The 15899-nt window shown below is 65.7% G+C and carries 12 protein-coding genes; 3 read left to right on the top strand and 9 right to left on the bottom strand.

Going from position 1 to position 15899, the window contains the following annotated elements:
- Window positions 1–129: 129 nt before the first annotated feature.
- The 5 genes from BBJ41_RS11230 to BBJ41_RS11250 form a co-directional block, all read right to left on the bottom strand.
- Window positions 130–1554: a DUF2957 domain-containing protein gene (locus BBJ41_RS11230; protein WP_069746493.1), complete on the bottom strand. Its 1425-nt coding sequence runs from the start codon at window positions 1552–1554 to the stop codon at window positions 130–132.
- A 430-nt stretch (window positions 1555–1984) separates the two neighbouring features.
- Entirely contained in the window at window positions 1985–2935 is a 951-nt protein-coding gene (gene argC / locus BBJ41_RS11235; protein WP_069746494.1) for an N-acetyl-gamma-glutamyl-phosphate reductase, read from the bottom strand.
- A gap of 160 nt (window positions 2936–3095) precedes the next feature.
- On the bottom strand, window positions 3096–3668 hold the full coding sequence (locus tag BBJ41_RS11240) for a flavodoxin family protein (RefSeq protein WP_069746495.1): 573 nt from the start codon (window positions 3666–3668) through the stop codon (window positions 3096–3098).
- Window positions 3669–3859: 191 nt separating this feature from the next.
- Window positions 3860–4453 (bottom strand): YbhB/YbcL family Raf kinase inhibitor-like protein, encoded by a 594-nt coding sequence (locus BBJ41_RS11245; RefSeq protein ID WP_069746496.1) that lies wholly within the window; start codon window positions 4451–4453, stop codon window positions 3860–3862.
- A gap of 242 nt (window positions 4454–4695) precedes the next feature.
- Window positions 4696–5382 (bottom strand): orotate phosphoribosyltransferase, encoded by a 687-nt coding sequence (locus BBJ41_RS11250; protein ID WP_069746497.1) that lies wholly within the window; start codon window positions 5380–5382, stop codon window positions 4696–4698.
- A gap of 460 nt (window positions 5383–5842) precedes the next feature.
- Between BBJ41_RS11250 and BBJ41_RS11255 the strand changes: the two genes are divergently transcribed.
- Complete coding sequence (locus BBJ41_RS11255; RefSeq protein ID WP_069746498.1) at window positions 5843–8113, top strand: NADP-dependent malic enzyme; 2271 nt, start codon at window positions 5843–5845, stop codon at window positions 8111–8113.
- Between the two features lie 138 nt (window positions 8114–8251).
- On the opposite strand, the gene BBJ41_RS11260 is transcribed toward BBJ41_RS11255, so the two are convergent.
- On the bottom strand, window positions 8252–11842 hold the full coding sequence (locus BBJ41_RS11260; RefSeq protein ID WP_069746499.1) for an indolepyruvate ferredoxin oxidoreductase family protein: 3591 nt from the start codon (window positions 11840–11842) through the stop codon (window positions 8252–8254).
- A gap of 330 nt (window positions 11843–12172) precedes the next feature.
- Between BBJ41_RS11260 and BBJ41_RS11265 the strand changes: the two genes are divergently transcribed.
- The gene (locus BBJ41_RS11265) at window positions 12173–12367 is read left to right on the top strand and encodes a hypothetical protein (protein WP_069746500.1); all 195 of its coding nucleotides are present in this window, start codon (window positions 12173–12175) and stop codon (window positions 12365–12367) included.
- A gap of 130 nt (window positions 12368–12497) precedes the next feature.
- Here the strand turns inward: BBJ41_RS11265 and hppD are convergent, their stop codons facing one another.
- Window positions 12498–13595, bottom strand: a complete 1098-nt coding sequence (gene hppD / locus BBJ41_RS11270; protein ID WP_069746501.1) for a 4-hydroxyphenylpyruvate dioxygenase — start codon at window positions 13593–13595, stop codon at window positions 12498–12500.
- A gap of 214 nt (window positions 13596–13809) precedes the next feature.
- Here hppD and BBJ41_RS11275 point away from each other — a divergent pair, with 214 nt between their 5' ends.
- Window positions 13810–14334, top strand: a complete 525-nt coding sequence (locus BBJ41_RS11275) for an Lrp/AsnC family transcriptional regulator (protein ID WP_069746502.1) — start codon at window positions 13810–13812, stop codon at window positions 14332–14334.
- Between the two features lie 67 nt (window positions 14335–14401).
- Here BBJ41_RS11275 and BBJ41_RS11280 read toward each other — a convergent pair whose 3' ends face one another.
- Both BBJ41_RS11280 and BBJ41_RS11285 read right to left on the bottom strand, forming a co-directional pair.
- Window positions 14402–15049, bottom strand: a complete 648-nt coding sequence (locus BBJ41_RS11280; RefSeq protein ID WP_069746503.1) for a GNAT family N-acetyltransferase — start codon at window positions 15047–15049, stop codon at window positions 14402–14404.
- Window positions 15050–15281: 232 nt separating this feature from the next.
- Window positions 15282–15884 carry a TetR/AcrR family transcriptional regulator gene (locus tag BBJ41_RS11285; protein ID WP_069746504.1) on the bottom strand — a complete coding sequence of 201 codons (603 nt, stop codon included), beginning with the start codon at window positions 15882–15884 and terminating at the stop codon, window positions 15282–15284.
- Window positions 15885–15899: the final 15 nt, after the last annotated feature.

Consider the following 15899-nt stretch of genomic DNA (forward strand, 5'->3'; position numbering starts at 1 on the left):
CCAGATTTGTCTTGTGCGGCGGCCAGCTCCCTGTCGGCCGCTTCTGTTACTTGTGCTCGTCCTGCCTGCGCGGTGCCGCGCGCGTTCATGCGTCACGCGGCGGCGGGCTCGCCGCCGCGTCCCCGGTCGCTACTTGCTGATCTGCGCGCCCACGCCGAAGTACGGTGTCGACGACGTGCTCGAGTTCGCCGACGTCGACGTGACGCCGCCGTTCACCGTGCCCTGGATCAGCGCCGCGTACAGCCCGCCGGTCGCGATCACCACGCCCGATGCGGCCGTGCCGCTCTTCGGGATCGTCGTCGCGTTCAGCAGGCCCGGCGTCGTCTGGCCGTAGTCGAGCGTGAAGCCGTCTTCCTCGGCCTGCGTGGTCGGATTGATGAACGACGCGTTGCTGCCGCGAATCAGGGCCGCCGTGTACTTGAAGTTCGAATCCGCGCCCGCGTAGCCGCCATCGACCGCGCCCGACGTGATCGCCGTCGCCGCGCCGAGCACCGCGATGCCCGATTCGTCGTCGACCTGCGCGTCGGTGTGCAGCGGCGGCGTGCCGAGGACCACGTTGCCGGTGCGCACGATCACCGGGACCGTCGCGCCGTTGAGCTGGCCGATCACCATGTGCGCGGTCGCCGACTTGCCGGTCGCGCCGATGATCGGCAGCTTCGTCTGCGGCACGATCTGCGGCGCCTTCGTGCTGTCGAAGTAGCCGCCGTTCGCGGTGTTCGCGGTCCACGGATTGCCGGTCGTCAGGCAGCCGCCCGAGGCCGTCGACGTGCATGCGCCGTTCGCATCGAACGTTTCGCTCGAGTTCGTGCCCTGCGTCACGTAGTTGCCCGACGGCGCGAGGTGGTAGATCAGCGCGTTGTACGTGCCCGGCAGCTTCGTGAGATCGGTCGTCGTGCTCGCGAAACCGAGGAACGGATAGAAGTCGAAGTGACGGTTCGGCACCTGGCCGACGTTCTGGTAGAGCGGGATGCCGGCGAGGCTGATCGTCAGCCCGTCGAACTGCACCGTCGCACCCGGAATGCCGCCGCCCGCGACGCCCATGCCGACCAGCAGCATCGGCGGGTTCGCGGGGTTGAAGTCGGCGGCCGTGGAGTACGTCGTGCCGTTCGGCGCGGTGCCCGAGCCCGGCGTGAGGACGAATGCGCAGCGGGTCTGCTCGGCCGTCGGCAGCGTGCCGGTTGGCGGATGGATGACCTTGCCGGTGATCGACGTACCGACGCGGCTCGGCGTGACGGTGCCGGTCACGAGCGGAATCGGCGATTCGAGCCACTTCAGCGTGTAGGTCATCGCGACCGCGTCGATGTTGACGCTGACGATCTCGCCGCTACCTGCGCCGCCGAGATACGTGCTCTTCACGATGTCGGCGTCGGCCGGGCACAGCGAGCCGTTGATGGGCTGTGACGGCGGCGGCCCTTGCGTGCCGCAGCTCGAACCGGAACATTGGGGCGCATTGATCGGCGCGGGTGCGCCGCCGGAATCCCCTCCACCACAAGCAACCAGGAAAGGGGCAATGGCAAAGGCCGTTGCCACCCCCTTCGATAAGGCGTGCGACATGCCGCTGTCTCCAATCGTTTAATTGTGCGAGCTAATGTCGCCGCCTTGATTTTTGCTGTCAATTGATGAACCCGTCTAAAAAAGGCGATTGAAACGTATATCGCACTTTGAATCCTTGTCCGACATGGCAATCGGTAAGAATTAAAACGGGCGAGGGGCTGCCGAAAGCTGCCGGAGTGGGGATGTGCCACGCCCGGCAGGCTGTCGAGGAGCCTTCCTGCGTATAACGGCAGCGTTTAAAGCGACGGTATCCGGTTTATCCCTATTCGGGATTGACTGGATAAAGAAGGGGCGGGATTAATTCACTGGTAATCGCGCAATGGAAAGCTTGTAAATATTTGTAAATACGCGAACCGGATTTTATATATTGCCTGATACGGGTAAATAAAAAGCCGGCCAGTGGCCGGCTTTGCATCGCATGAGACGATGATCAGCGCTTGAGGCCGGCGTCTTCGGCCGCACCGATGTTCAGGTTCATGCACTGGATCGCGGCGCCCGACGCGCCCTTGCCGAGGTTGTCGAGGCGCGCGACGGTGACGAAGCGCTCTTCGTTGCCGAACACGAACAGGTCGACGCGGTTCGTGTCGTTGTTCGCCTGCACGTCGAAGAAGCCGCTGTCGAGGTTCGCGTCCGCATCGAACGGCGCGACGCGCACGAACGCTTCGTTCGCGTAGTACTCGGCGAACACGCGCTGCACGTCCTGCGGCGTCGCGCGTTTCGCGAGCTGGTCGGGCGTGAAGTAGGTCGTCACCGCGAGACCCTTCAGGAACGGGCCGACGATCGGCGTGAAGATCGGCGGGTTCGCGAGGCCGGTGTGCGCGGCCATTTCCGGCAGGTGCTTGTGCGCGAGGCCGAGCGCGTACGGGCGCGGGCTCGCGAGCTTGCCGCCCGGCGCGGCGCTCTCGTAGTCGGCGATCATCGATTTGCCGCCGCCGCTGTAGCCGGTGATCGAGTAGCTGTGCGCGGCGAACGTCGGCGCGACGATGCCCGCATCGACGAGCGGACGCATGGCGAGCACGAAGGCCGATGCGTGGCAGCCCGGCACCGCGATGCGCTTCGACGTGCGAATCTTCTCGCGCTGCGCGGGAGTCAGCTCCGGCAGGCCGTACGCCCAGTCGGCGCTGGTGCGGAACGCGGTGCTTGCGTCGATCAGCGTCGTGTTCGGGTTCTCGACGAGCGACGCCGATTCGCGCGACGCGACGTCCGGCAGGCACAGGAACGTGACGTCCGACGCGTTGATCAGGCGGCGGCGCTCGTCGACGTCCTTGCGCTTCGCTTCTTCGATGCGCAGGATCTCGATGTCGTTGCGCGCCGACAGGTATTCGAAGATCTTGAGGCCGGTCGTGCCTTCCTGGCCGTCGACAAAAACTTTGGTGCTCATTTCGCTCTCACTGAATGAAACGGGGGCCCGCGCCCGGAAGCCGCCATTTTAAGACGTCATCCGGCAGGCCTGCAGCGCGCGGGGCGAAAAAAAGACGGCCCTGGCGGCCGTCTTGTGTCCCTTTGACGCCCGGCGGCCGCCCGCAGGCGCCGGGGCGCGTTCAGCGCTTGCCGGCCGTCCAGCGCGCCGTCGCTTCGGCGATGCGCCGGCCGAATGCCTTCCCGGTCTCGAGGTCGCCCGGCAGCGGGCCCTCGTCGGGCGTCGAATCCGCCGGCGACTGCGCGAGCAGGCCCGTCGAGCCGCCGAGGTAGTTGATGTCGTTGCGCGTGGCCGCCTTCGTGTTGGCCGGCATCAGGCTCGTGCCGACCCACACCATCCCATGCTGCATCGACAACGTGACGAAATACTGAATCGTCGAGAATTTGTCGCCGTTCATCGTCGCGGAGTTCGTGAAGCCCGCGGCGATCTTGTCCTTCCACTTCTGCGTGAACCATGCTTTCGACGTGGCATCGGCAAACTGCTTGAACTGCGCCGACGGGCCGCCCATGTAGGTCGGCGCGCCGAAGACGATCGCGTCGGCCGCGTCGAGCGCGGCCCAGCTTGCGTCGTCGATGTCGCCGACGGCGAGCAGGCGCACGGTCGCGCCGGCGTCCTGCGCGCCCGCGTGAACGGCCTCGGCCAGTTTCTGCGTGTGACCGTAGCCGCTGTGATAGACGATGACGATGTTCGACATGAAGCGTTCTCCGGAAAGGAACGGGAACGGCGGCCGCAGCGGCCCGCCGCGTCGCGCGCCGCGGTCAGGCGGCGCGACCGGCGCGCGGGATGGTGCGCAACCGGAGCGACGAGTCTAGCAAGCCGACATGACGGAAAGCATGCATGCGCGGCGCGCGGCATTTCGCCGATTCGGGCCCGTCGCGGCGCGAGTCACTGCCCGTAAGTGACGACCAGTCGCGCGGTGCCGATCGCCAGCGTGCCGATCTCGTGATCGAACATCGGCGCGGGGCGGCCCTGTGCGACGCGCAGGTCGGTGCCCTTCAGCGCGTAGATGGTGATGACGTAGCTGTGCGGCTTGCCGGGCGGCGGGCACGGGCCGCCGTAGCCGTCGATCCCGAAGTCGTTGCGCGCTTCGCTCGCGCCGATGCGCCGCAGGAAACCGGACGCGCTCGCGTCGGCGGGCAGGCTCGTGACCGTGGCCGGGATGCCCGCCACCGCCCAGTGCCACCAGCCGTGCCCGGGGGCGTCGGGATCGAAGATCGTGACCGCGTAGCCGCGCGTGCCGGGCGGCGGGTTGCGCCAGGTGAGCTGCGGCGAGCGGTTGCCGCCCTTGCAGTCGCCGCGGTCGAACACGTTCGCGGCGCCGACGCGCCCGCCGGGCGTCAGGTCGTCGCTCGAGACGGTGAAGGGGCCTTCCGCATGAGCGGGCAGCGCCGCGAAGGCGGCGGCGCAGAAAAGGGCGGTGATGAACGGGGACGGGCGACCCGATGGCGCAGGCGGAGTGATCCGGCGATCCACACGCATATGGCGCTTCTCCCGTCACGTGGGCCGGGTCGATGCTCCCGGCATTGTTGGCGTTGTGCGTTGCGTGCGCAGCTGATGGCGGCGACAGATCCAGTCTAGCATTAGGGTTCGATGAGCGACGCATGTCGCGCCCCACGATTGCGGCAGATGTTTGCGCGGATCGATGGACGAAAAAAAGCCGCTCGCGGTGAAGCGAGCGGCTTTGTCGGCCAGGACGCAGGCCCGTACAGGCCGGCGCGGCGTTACTCCTTGGGGGCTGTGGCGCCGCCGTGCGCCGCCGACCACTCGGCCGGTGCGTGCAGGAATTTCTCGACTTCGTCGAGCGTCTTCGTCTCGAAGTAGCCCGACGCCTTCGCGACGCGCAGCACGTCCCACCACGTGGCGAGCGCGTGCAGGTCGACGTCGATGTCCTTCAGGACCGACACGCTTTCCTTGAAGATGTTGTAGTGGAACAGCACGAAGCAGTGGTTCACCGTCGCGCCCGCGGTGCGCAGCGCGTTGACGAAGTTGATCTTGCTGCGGCTGTCGGTCGTCAGGTCTTCCACGAGCAGTACGCGCGAGCCTTCTTCCAGATGGCCTTCGATCTGCGCGTTGCGGCCGAAACCCTTCGGCTTTTTACGCACGTACTGCATCGGCACCATCATGCGATCCGCGAGCCATGCCGCGAACGGGATACCGGCCGTTTCGCCACCCGCCACCGCGTCGATCTGCTCGAACCCGACGTCGCGCATGATCGTCGTTTCCGCCATTTCCATCAGCGCGCGACGCACGCGCGGGTAGGAGATCAGCTTGCGGCAGTCGATATAGACGGGGCTTGCCCAGCCGGACGTGAAGATGAACGGTTTTTCGGCGTTGAAGTGCACCGCCTGCACTTCGAGCAGGATTTTGGCGGTCGTATCCGAGATCGACTGACGATCGTAGCCTGTCATGGGCATTCCTTGGGTGTTGAGCGAGAAGCGGGCGCGGGCCCGGTGGCGCAGCAAGGGGAACCTGCCCAAGGGGCGGGGGCGCGATCGGAGGGCCAATCGCATCGCTGCGCGCGTAGCCCGCTATTTTACCCGATTCAGGCCGGTTTTCGGCGGAATTCGCGCAGGTTCGCGGCGCCGCTCACCACCGGCGAAACAAACGGGGCGCGACCGTCCGGACGCTGATGCGCGGGATGCGGCGCTGCACCAACACATGGCATGCGCGGGGTGTACACTAGGCGACCCTTAGAAATCGTTCAGTACTTTGTACTTTCCTCTTGCCACCCGCCAAGGTTCGATGGCGTGCCGACCCGGCGCGTCGCGTGCCGTCTCGCAGTCGACCATCCTCTCGATTCAAGCAGACGCGGCTCAAGGTGCTGTGTACTAAATCGTCAAAATTTCGCATGTCTCTCGCAGGTCAATCATGGACGAACAACTGAAGCAGGCCGCTCTCGCCTATCACCAGAACCCGAAACCCGGCAAGATTTCGGTCACTCCCACCAAGCCGCTGTCGAACCAGCTCGATCTGTCGCTCGCGTATTCGCCGGGCGTCGCGGCCGCGTGCGAGGCGATCCACGCCGATCCGCTCGACGCGCAGAAGTACACGTCGCGCGGCAACCTGGTCGGGGTCATCACGAACGGTACGGCCGTGCTCGGCCTCGGCAACATCGGCCCGCTCGCCGCGAAGCCGGTGATGGAAGGCAAGGGCTGCCTCTTCAAGAAATTCGCGGGCATCGACGTGTTCGACATCGAACTGTCGGAATCCGACCCCGACAAGCTCGTCGAGGCGATCGCGATGCTCGAGCCGACGCTCGGCGGCATCAACCTCGAAGACATCAAGGCGCCGGAATGCTTCTACATCGAGCAGAAGCTGCGCGAGCGCATGAAGATTCCGGTCTTCCACGATGACCAGCACGGCACCGCGATCATCGCGTCGGCCGCGATCCTGAACGGCCTGAAGGTCGTCGGCAAGAAGCTCGCCGAAGTGAAGCTCGTCTGCTCGGGCGCCGGCGCCGCGGCCATCGCGTGTCTGGACCTGCTGGTGAACCTCGGCCTGACGAAGTCGAACATCCTCGTCGCCGATTCGAAGGGCGTGATCTACGAAGGGCGCGGCAACCTCGATCCGTCGAAGCAGCGCTATGCGGCGACCACCGACGCACGCACGCTCGCCGACGCGATCGTCGGTGCGGACGTGTTCCTCGGCTGCTCGAGCGCGGGCGTGCTGAAGCAGGACATGGTCAAGACGATGGGCGACAAGCCGCTGATCCTGGCGCTCGCGAACCCGGAACCGGAAATCCGCCCGGAAGACGCGAAGGCCGTGCGCCCGGACGCGATCGTCGCGACCGGCCGTTCGGACTACCCGAACCAGGTCAACAACGTGCTGTGCTTCCCGTTCATCTTCCGCGGCGCGCTCGACGTCGGCGCGACGACGATCACGGAAGAAATGAAGCTCGCCTGCGTGCGCGCGATCGCCGAGCTGGCCGAGGAAACCGACCAGAGCGAGGAAGTCGCGAAGGCGTATGAAGGCCACTCGCTCGAATTCGGGCCGGACTACCTGATTCCGAAGCCGTTCGACCCGCGCCTGATCATCAAGATCGCGCCGGCCGTGGCGCAGGCCGCGATGGATTCGGGCGTTGCCACGCGCCCGATCCAGGACATGGACGCGTACCGCGAGCAGCTCGGCGCGACGGTCTACCGCACGGGCATGGTGATGCGCCCGGTGTTCGCGACCGCGAAGAAGAAGCAGGCCCGCATCGTGTTCGCCGAAGGCGAAGACGAGCGCGTGCTGCGTGCCGCGCAGTTCGTGCTGCAGGAAAAGATCGCGCAGCCGATCATCGTCGGCCGTCCGTCGGTCGTCGACATGCGCCTGCAGAAGATCGGTTCGAAGCTGAAGGCCGGCACCGATTTCGAAATCGTCGATCCGGAAGACGATGCGCGCTACCACCGCTACTGGCAGGCGTATCAGGAGATCGGCGCGCGCGACGGCGTGACGCCGGAAGTCGCGAAGGCCGCGATGCGCAAGTTCAACACGCTGATCGGCGCGATGCTCGTGCACCTGGGCGACGCGGACGGGATGATCTGCGGGATGATCGACACGTTCCACAGCCACCTGAAGTTCATCGAGCAGGTGCTGGGCCGTGCGAAGGGCGCCGAGCACTTCGCGGCGATGAACCTGCTGATGCTGCCGGGCCGCAACCTGTTCCTGTGCGACACGTACGTGAACGAGCTGCCGAGCGCCGAACAGCTCGCCGACATGACGATCCAGGCCGCGGCCGAGATCGAGCGTTTCGGCATCGCGCCGAAGGCCGCGCTGCTGTCGAACTCGAACTTCGGCAGCGCGCCGTCGGCGTCGTCGCGCCGGATGGCCGAGGCCCGCAAGCTGATCGTCGAACGCGCACCGGGCCTGGAAGTCGACGGCGAAATGCACGGCGACGCCGCGCTGTCCGAAGTGGTCCGCAAGGCCGCGTTCCCGGGCACGACGCTGTCGGGCGAAGCGAACCTGCTGATCATGCCGAACGTCGAAGCCGCGAACATCGCGTACAACCTGCTGAAGATGGTCGGCGGCGAAGGCGTGACGGTCGGCCCGTTCCTGCTTGGCGCGGCGAAGCCGGTCCACATCCTGACGCCGGCCGCGACCGTGCGCCGGATCATCAACATGACGGCCGTTGCTGCCGCGAACGTGAACACGAAGTAAGTTCGCGCCCGCGTGTGCCGCGCGTGATGCGCGGCGCAATGAAAAACGCCACGGAACCTGCGTTCCGTGGCGTTTTTTTATCGCGAATCGCCGGCGGTGCGGGTAGGCGCCCTGACTGCGGGCGCCCGCCGCGTGCCGTTACGCGACCTGCTGGTGCGACTGGCCGCTTGCCGGCGAACGCCACTTCGCAAGCAGCGTGCTCCACTTCTGGCGTACCGCGCGCAGGTTGTTCTCCTTCACGTGGCCGTAGCCGCGAATGCCGTCCGGCAGCGCCGCGAGCTCGAGCGCGAGCGGGCGGTTGGCCGCGTTCAGCTTGGCCGTCACCTCGTCGATCAGCGCTTCGTACTCGCCGATCAGCGCGCGCTCGGTGCGGCGCTCCTCGGTGCGGCCGAACGGGTCGAGCCCCGTGCCGCGCAGGAATTTCGCCTTCGCGAGCCACCGGAACGCCGACATCATCCACGGGCCGTACGCCTTCTTCACGAGATGGCCGTGTGCGTCCGCCTTCGCGAACAGCGGCGGCGCGAGGTGGAATTTCAGCTTCCAGTCGCCTTCGAACTGTGCGGACAGGCGCGCGAGGAACGCGGGATCGGACTGCAGCCGCGCGACCTCGTATTCGTCCTTGTACGCCATCAGCTTGAACAGGTTGCGCGCGACCGCTTCGGTCAGCTGCTCCTGCACCGTGTCGCCGTCAGCCAGCGTGCGCTCGGCTGCCCGCACCTTGTCGACGAATGCGGCGTAGCGCGATGCGTATGCGGCGTTCTGGTACGCGGTGAGGAACTCCACGCGCTTCGCGATCAGCGCGTCGACCGCCTTCTTCGTGTGCAGCGCGATCACCGTGGCGCCTTGCGTGGCGCGTGCATCGCCGGCCGCGGCCTGCTTCACGCTGGCCAGGTCGTGCGCGGCGCGGCGGCCCCAGTCGAAGGCCGCGCGGTTCTTCTCGACCGACACCGCGTTCAGCTCGATCGCGCGTTCGAGCGACGCGAGCGTGAGCGGCAGCCAGCCTTTCTGCCACGCGTAGCCGAGCACGAACGGGTTCGTGTAGATCGCGTCGCCGAGCAGCGCGACCGCGAAGCGGTTCGCGTCGATGAAATCGACGGCTTCGCCCGCCGCCGCGCGGATGTCGTTCTCCGCGGACAGGCCCGGGAACGCCCAGTTCGGGTTCTTGATGAACTCCGCGGTCGGCGTCTGCGCGCTGTTGACGACGACGCGCGTCGTGTCGTGGCGCATCCGCGACGTGCATTCGTCGCCGGCCGTGACGATCGCGTCGCAGCCGATCACGAGATCGGCTTCGCCCATTGCGATCCGGGTTGCGTGGATGTCGGTCGGCGCGTGCGAGATCTGCACGTGGCTCATCACGGCGCCGCCTTTCTGCGCGAGGCCCGTGACGTCGAGCACGGTCACGCCCTTGTTCTCCAGGTGCGCGGCCATCCCGAGCAGCGCGCCGATCGTCACGACGCCCGTGCCGCCGACGCCCGTGACGAGTACGCCGTATGCACGGTCGATGTCCGGCAGCGTCGGTTCCGGGATCGGCGGCAGCGCGCTGCCGTCGACCGACACCGCCTTCGGCTTCTTCAACTGGCCGCCTTCGACCGTGACGAAGCTCGGGCAGAAGCCCTTCACGCACGAAAAGTCCTTGTTGCAGCTCGACTGGTTGATCTGGCGCTTCGTGCCGAACTCCGTTTCCAGCGGTTCGACCGACAGGCAGTTCGACTGCACCGAGCAGTCGCCGCAGCCTTCGCACACCGCTTCGTTGATCACGACGCGCTTGGCCGGGTCCGGATACGTGCCGCGCTTGCGGCGGCGGCGCTTCTCGGTCGCGCAGGTCTGGTCGTAGATCAGGATCGTCGTGCCTTCGATCTCGCGCAGCTCGCGCTGCACGTCGTCGAGCTGGTCGCGGTGATGGATCGTCACGCCCGGCGCGAGCAGCGTCTTCTGGCCGTCGTACTTCTCCGGCTCGTCGGTGACGATCACGATCTTCTTCGCGCCTTCGGACGCGAGCTGGTGCGTGATCTGCGGCACCGTCAGCACGCCGTCGACCGGCTGGCCGCCCGTCATCGCAACGGCGTCGTTGTAGAGGATCTTGTAGGTGATGTTCGCCTTCGACGAAATCGCCGCGCGCACGGCCAGCAGGCCCGAGTGGAAATAGGTGCCGTCGCCGAGGTTCGCGAACACGTGCTTCTCGTCCGTGAACGGCGCCTGGCCGATCCACGGCACGCCTTCGCCGCCCATCTGGCTGAAGGTGCTCGTGCTGCGGTCCATCCACACGGTCATGTAGTGGCAGCCGATGCCGGCGATTGCGCGCGAGCCTTCCGGCACGTTGGTCGACGTGTTGTGCGGGCAGCCCGAGCAGAACCACGGCTTGCGCTCGGTCTGCACGTGCGGCTTCGCGAGTGCCATTTCCTTCGCGTTGATGACGGCGAGCCGCGCGGCGATGCGCGCACGCACCTCGGACGGCAGCTCGAACTTCTCGAGGCGCGTCGCGATCGCCTTCGCGATGATCGCGGGCGATAGTTCGTAGTGCGCGGGCAGCAGCCAGTTGCCCATCGGCACCGACCATTCGCCGCCGGCGCCGTCCTTTTCGTCGAACTTGCCGAACACGCGCGGCCGTTGCGCGTCGGGCCAGTTGTACAGCTCTTCCTTGATCGCGTATTCGAGGATCTGGCGCTTTTCCTCGACGACGAGGATTTCGTCGAGGCCGCGCGCGAACGCCTGCGCGCCCTGCGCTTCGAGCGGCCACACGCAGCCGACCTTGTAGAGCCGGATGCCGATCTGCGCGCAGGTTTCGTCGTCGAGGCCGAGGTCGGTCAGCGCCTGGCGCACGTCGAGGTACGCCTTGCCGCCCGTCATGATCCCGAAGCGCGCGCTTGGCGAGTCGATTTCGATCCGGTCGAGCTTGTTCGCACGCACGTATGCGAGCGCCGCGTACCACTTGTAGTCGAGCAGCCGCGCTTCCTGGACGAGCGGCGGATCCGGCCAGCGGATGTTCAGGCCACCGTCCGGCAGGATGAAGTCGGTCGGCAACACGATCTCGGTGCGATGCGGGTCGATGTCGACCGACGCCGACGATTCGACGACGTCCGTCACGCACTTGAGCGCGACCCACAGGCCCGAGTAGCGGCTCATCGCCCAGCCGTGCAGGCCGAAATCGAGATATTCCTGCACGTTGGACGGGAACAGCACGGGCAGCCCGCAGACCTTGAAGATGTGTTCGGACTGGTGCGCGAGCGTCGACGATTTCGCCGCGTGATCGTCGCCGGCGAGCACGAGCACGCCGCCGTGCTGTGACGAGCCGGCCGAGTTCGCGTGCTTGAATACGTCGCCGGTGCGGTCGACGCCCGGGCCCTTGCCGTACCACATGCCGAACACGCCGTCGTGCTTCGCGCCGGGGAACAGGTTCACCTGCTGCGAGCCCCACACGGCGGTGGCGGCGAGATCTTCGTTGAGGCCGGGCTGGAATACGATTTGATGGGCCGCCAGATGCTGCTTGGCTTTCCAGAGCGACAGGTCGAGGCCGCCGAGCGGCGAACCGCGATAGCCGGAGATGAAGCCGGCCGTATTGAGACCGGCGGCGCGGTCGCGTTCCTGCTGGAGCATCGGCAGGCGCACGAGGGCCTGAATGCCGCTCATGTACGCGCGACCGCGTTCCAGTGTGTATTTGTCATCAAGCGTGACGGACTTCAGCGCGGCTTCTAGGGACGCGCGTTGGCCTGCGTCTAGCGGGGCATTCATTAACAGTCTCCTCCACCCAGTTTGGGATCACCAAAACTCGACTGCTCCGGCGTCTTGTGGACGCGTCGGCAGTGGCCGGCATATTGGCCGGTTTTAAGTGATGGTAGCACTGGGGCAAACCCGCCGCCCATCGGTTGGGCTACGGGGTGGATTGCGGCGCTGCGTCAGAAAAACAGGGCGGAATGATGCGTTACATCATGTAAAAGCATGTAAAGCTGGCCCCATCTGCGTCCAAATGCCATTAATCTTGTCGGCCTGCCGGAGGTGCCCGGCCGCGTTGGTTCGATTCGACGCGTTCGGGGAGGCGCCGGCAGTTTTACAGGAGGTGCAATGAACACACGCCATATCCAGAGTTTCCTGATCGTGTCCGCCGCGTTTTTCGCGATGACCGGCCCGGTGCGCGCGCAAGGCGCGAGCGCACTGGCGGCAGCCGGCGCGCAGATGCGTCAGATCGTGCCGGCGCAGGATGCCGCCGCTCAGCCGTCGGCCGAGCGCGCCATCGAGTCGAAGGCGAACGCACGTTGATCCGGTCGCGCGGCCGGAGGGCCGCGCCGGAACGCAAAAAGGGCGGGAATCGAAGGATTCCCGCCCTTTTTCTTTGTGCCGCCGGATCATGCGGCCGGCCCGCTTGCCCCGGGCGGCCGCGCCGGCTGCGTCAGGCCTTGTCCTGCACGACGCCGCGGCGGATCTGGTCGAGCTCGATCGACTCGAACAGCGCCTTGAAGTTGCCTTCGCCGAAGCCCTGGTTGCCCTTGCGCTGAATGATCTCGAAGAAGATCGGCCCGATCTGGTTCTCGGTGAAGATCTGCAGCAGCAGGTCGTCGCGCGCGCCGTCGATCAGGATCTTGCGCTTCTTCAGTTCGTCCAGCGATTCGCCGTGGTCCGGCACGCGGCGGTCGACCAGTTCGTAATACGTGTCGATCGTGTCGAGCAGCTTCACTTCCTTGCCGCGCAGGCCGTCGACCGCGCCGTAGATGTCGTTCGTGCCGAGCGCGATGTGCTGGATGCCTTCGCCGTGATACGCGTCGAGGTATTCCTGGATCTGGCCGGCGGTGTCCGAGCCTTCCTCGTTGATCGGGATTCGGATCTTGCCGCACGGCGACGTCATCGCCTTCGACTTCACGCCCGTCACCTTGCCTTCGATGTCGAAGTAGCGGACTTCGCGGAAGTTGAACAGGCGTTCGTAGAACTCGGCCCATTCCTGCATGCGGCCGCGATGCACGTTGTGCGTCAGGTGGTCGATGTAGGTGAGGCCGTGGCCGGCCGGGTTCGGGTTCGCGCCTTCGATCGGCTCGAAATCGACGTCGTAGATGCTGATGTTGCCGATCGAGCCCGGCTGCGCGCCGTTCTTGCCGCGCCAGCGGTCGACGAAATAGATCAGCGAATCGCCGATGCCCTTGATCGCCGGGATGTTCAGCTCCATCGGGCCCGTCTTGTTGTCGAAGCCCCAGGCGCCGAGCTCGAGCGCGTGCTTGTACGCCTTCGCGGCGTCCTGCACGCGGAACGCGATCGCGCAGATCGACGGGCCGTGCAGGCGCGCGAAGCGTTGCGCGAACGAATCCGGTTCGGCGTTGATGATGAAGTTGATGTCGCCCTGACGGTAGACCGTCACGTCCTTGTGGCGGTGACGCGCGATCGCGGTGAAACCCATCCGTTCGAACAGTTGTCCGAGCGCTTTCGGGTCCGGTGCCGTGTATTCGATGAATTCGAAGCCGTCGGTGCCGACGGGGTTGTCCCAGTTGGGGATCTGCATGTCGTGTCTCCTGTGCGGGGCGATCGGCCGGCGCGATGCGCGCATGCCCGGCCTGGTTCGATGTCGACGGTCGCGCACGTGTCGGTGTGCGCAACGTGATCGGTACGTGCGACAGAGTGTAGCGGGCAGTCGCGAGCGTAAACTTGCGAAATTAATCGCCCGTGCCTACGATGGCGCAATTTCCCGTCTTTAAATAATCAATGGAGGGCAGAAAATGGCGCAAGCCGAACTGGATGCCATCGACCGGCGGATTCTCGCGATTCTTCAGGAGAACGGGCGCCTGTCGAACCAGGAGATCGCCGAGCGCGTGAACCTGTCGCCGAGCCCGTGCCTGCGGCGGATCCGTCGGCTCGAGGAGATCGGCGTGATCACCGGCTATGTCGCGCTGCTGAATCCGCAGAAGCTCGGGCTCGATCTGCTCGCGTACGTGAGCGTGCGGCTCGAGAAGCGCGGCGGCCTGGCGCCGGTGCGGGCCGACGAGAGGTCCGCGCGCGCGGGTGCGACCCATGCGGACCTGTTTCGTGCAGCCGTGCAGACCTGGCCGGAAGTGGTCGCGTGCCACGCGATGACGGGAGACATGGATTACCTGCTGCGCGTGCAGGTCGAAGACATGGCGCATTTTTCCCGCTTCGTGCAGGAGCATTTGCTGCACCACCCGTCGGTGATCGACGTGAAGACGAGCTTTTCGCTCGAATGCTTCAAGGAAACGACGGCGTTGCCGATTCGTTCGGTGCGCTAGCGCGCCGGGCAAGGAAGGGGAGGAGGAGAGGCCGGGCGCGCTGCAGGCGCGGCCCGGCTGGCCGACGTTACGCCGTCAGGGCGGCGGGCATCAGCGATTCGATGAACTTCGTCGTGCGGCGCGCCTGGCGCTTCATCGCATAGTCGAACACGGCAGCCTGTTCCTGCATCATCTCGGCGATGATCGTCGAGTGGTCGGCCGGCGGCAGCGACAGGTACGCATCGGCTTCGCCGTACGCATACTCGATCCGCATGCCGGACTTCTTCGCGATGTGCATCATCGTCGCATTGCGCGACAGGCAATGCATGTACAGCATCGTCACGTGCGTGTTGCGGCTGCGGATCGCCGCGCGCTCGAACAGCTTCGAGCCGACGCCGCGGCCGCGCGCGCTTTCGAGCACCGACACGCCGAATTCGGCCGTGCGCTTGTCGCCCTCGGCCGGCAGGTAGGCCAGGTGGCCGACGCCGATCAGTTCGAGGTCGTGGTCGAACACGCCGAACACGGTATCGCGACCGAAGTCGATCGTGCGGACATAGTTCTCGATCACGTGGTCGGGCACCATCTGGCCGAAGCGCAGCAGGCGGTCCTCTTCGTCGAGCGAGAGAAAGTGGGTGAGCATTTGCTCACGGTCTTTGGAAGCCAGTTCCCTGACGAGAACCGGCGCATTACCGGCGGTGCCGACGACTGCGGCAGGGCCGTTGAATTGCGTGTTCATCGTGGGTTCCTCAATGTGACCGTACAGCGGGTTGTGCAACGCAACAGCATTTTACCCGAGTGTGGCCCGTCGGATTGGGGAAAACCCGTATCTCATCTTGAGGGTGAATTCTAAATCCGCTTAGTTAAAACACTATCTATTTGATTTTTAAGTGATTTAAAATTCATCATATGAAACGCGTGGCAGGCGGTCGCAGTGTGCCCGTCGCGCAACGTTTGCTGCTGCGCGGCAATCAGGCCGGCGTCAGCCCGCGCTCGATCAGGTCGATCACCTGTTCGGCGAAGTCGCGGTAACCGAGGCGGCCGCCCGGCTTCAGCCACGTGAACGTCCAGTTGATCATCCCGAACACCATCATCGTCACCGATGTCTGGTTTTCCTTCGAGATGCGGTCCGGGTACGCGCGCGCCAGCTGCCGCGCGAATGCCGCGACGATGTCCCGCTGGCGGTCGAGCACGATTTCCCGCTGCGCGTCCTCGAGATACTTCACGTCGTTGAGCAGCGCGACGTGGCGGCTGTGCGACGTCTCGTATTCGGCGAGGAACGCGCGCACGAGTTCGGCAAACGCGTCGCGCTCGCTGAGGCCGCGCCGCTGGCTCGCCCCCTCGACCTCGGCGATGATCAGCATCAGCCGTTTCGTGTAGCGGTCGAGCAGGTCGAACAGGATCGCTTCCTTGCTCTCGTAATAGTGATAGAGACGTGCCTTCGACGTGCCGCTCGCGGTCGCGAGATCGGACATCGACGTGCTCGGGTAGCTCGTCTGCGCGAATTTCTCGGCGGCGAGATCGAGGATCTGCTCGCGCTGGGATTCGTGGTCGGGCGCTCGGGTACGGGCCATGGTCGAATGCGGAAG

The sequence above is a fragment of the Burkholderia stabilis genome (assembly GCF_001742165.1).
GTDB classification, from domain to species: Bacteria; Pseudomonadota; Gammaproteobacteria; order Burkholderiales; family Burkholderiaceae; genus Burkholderia; species Burkholderia stabilis.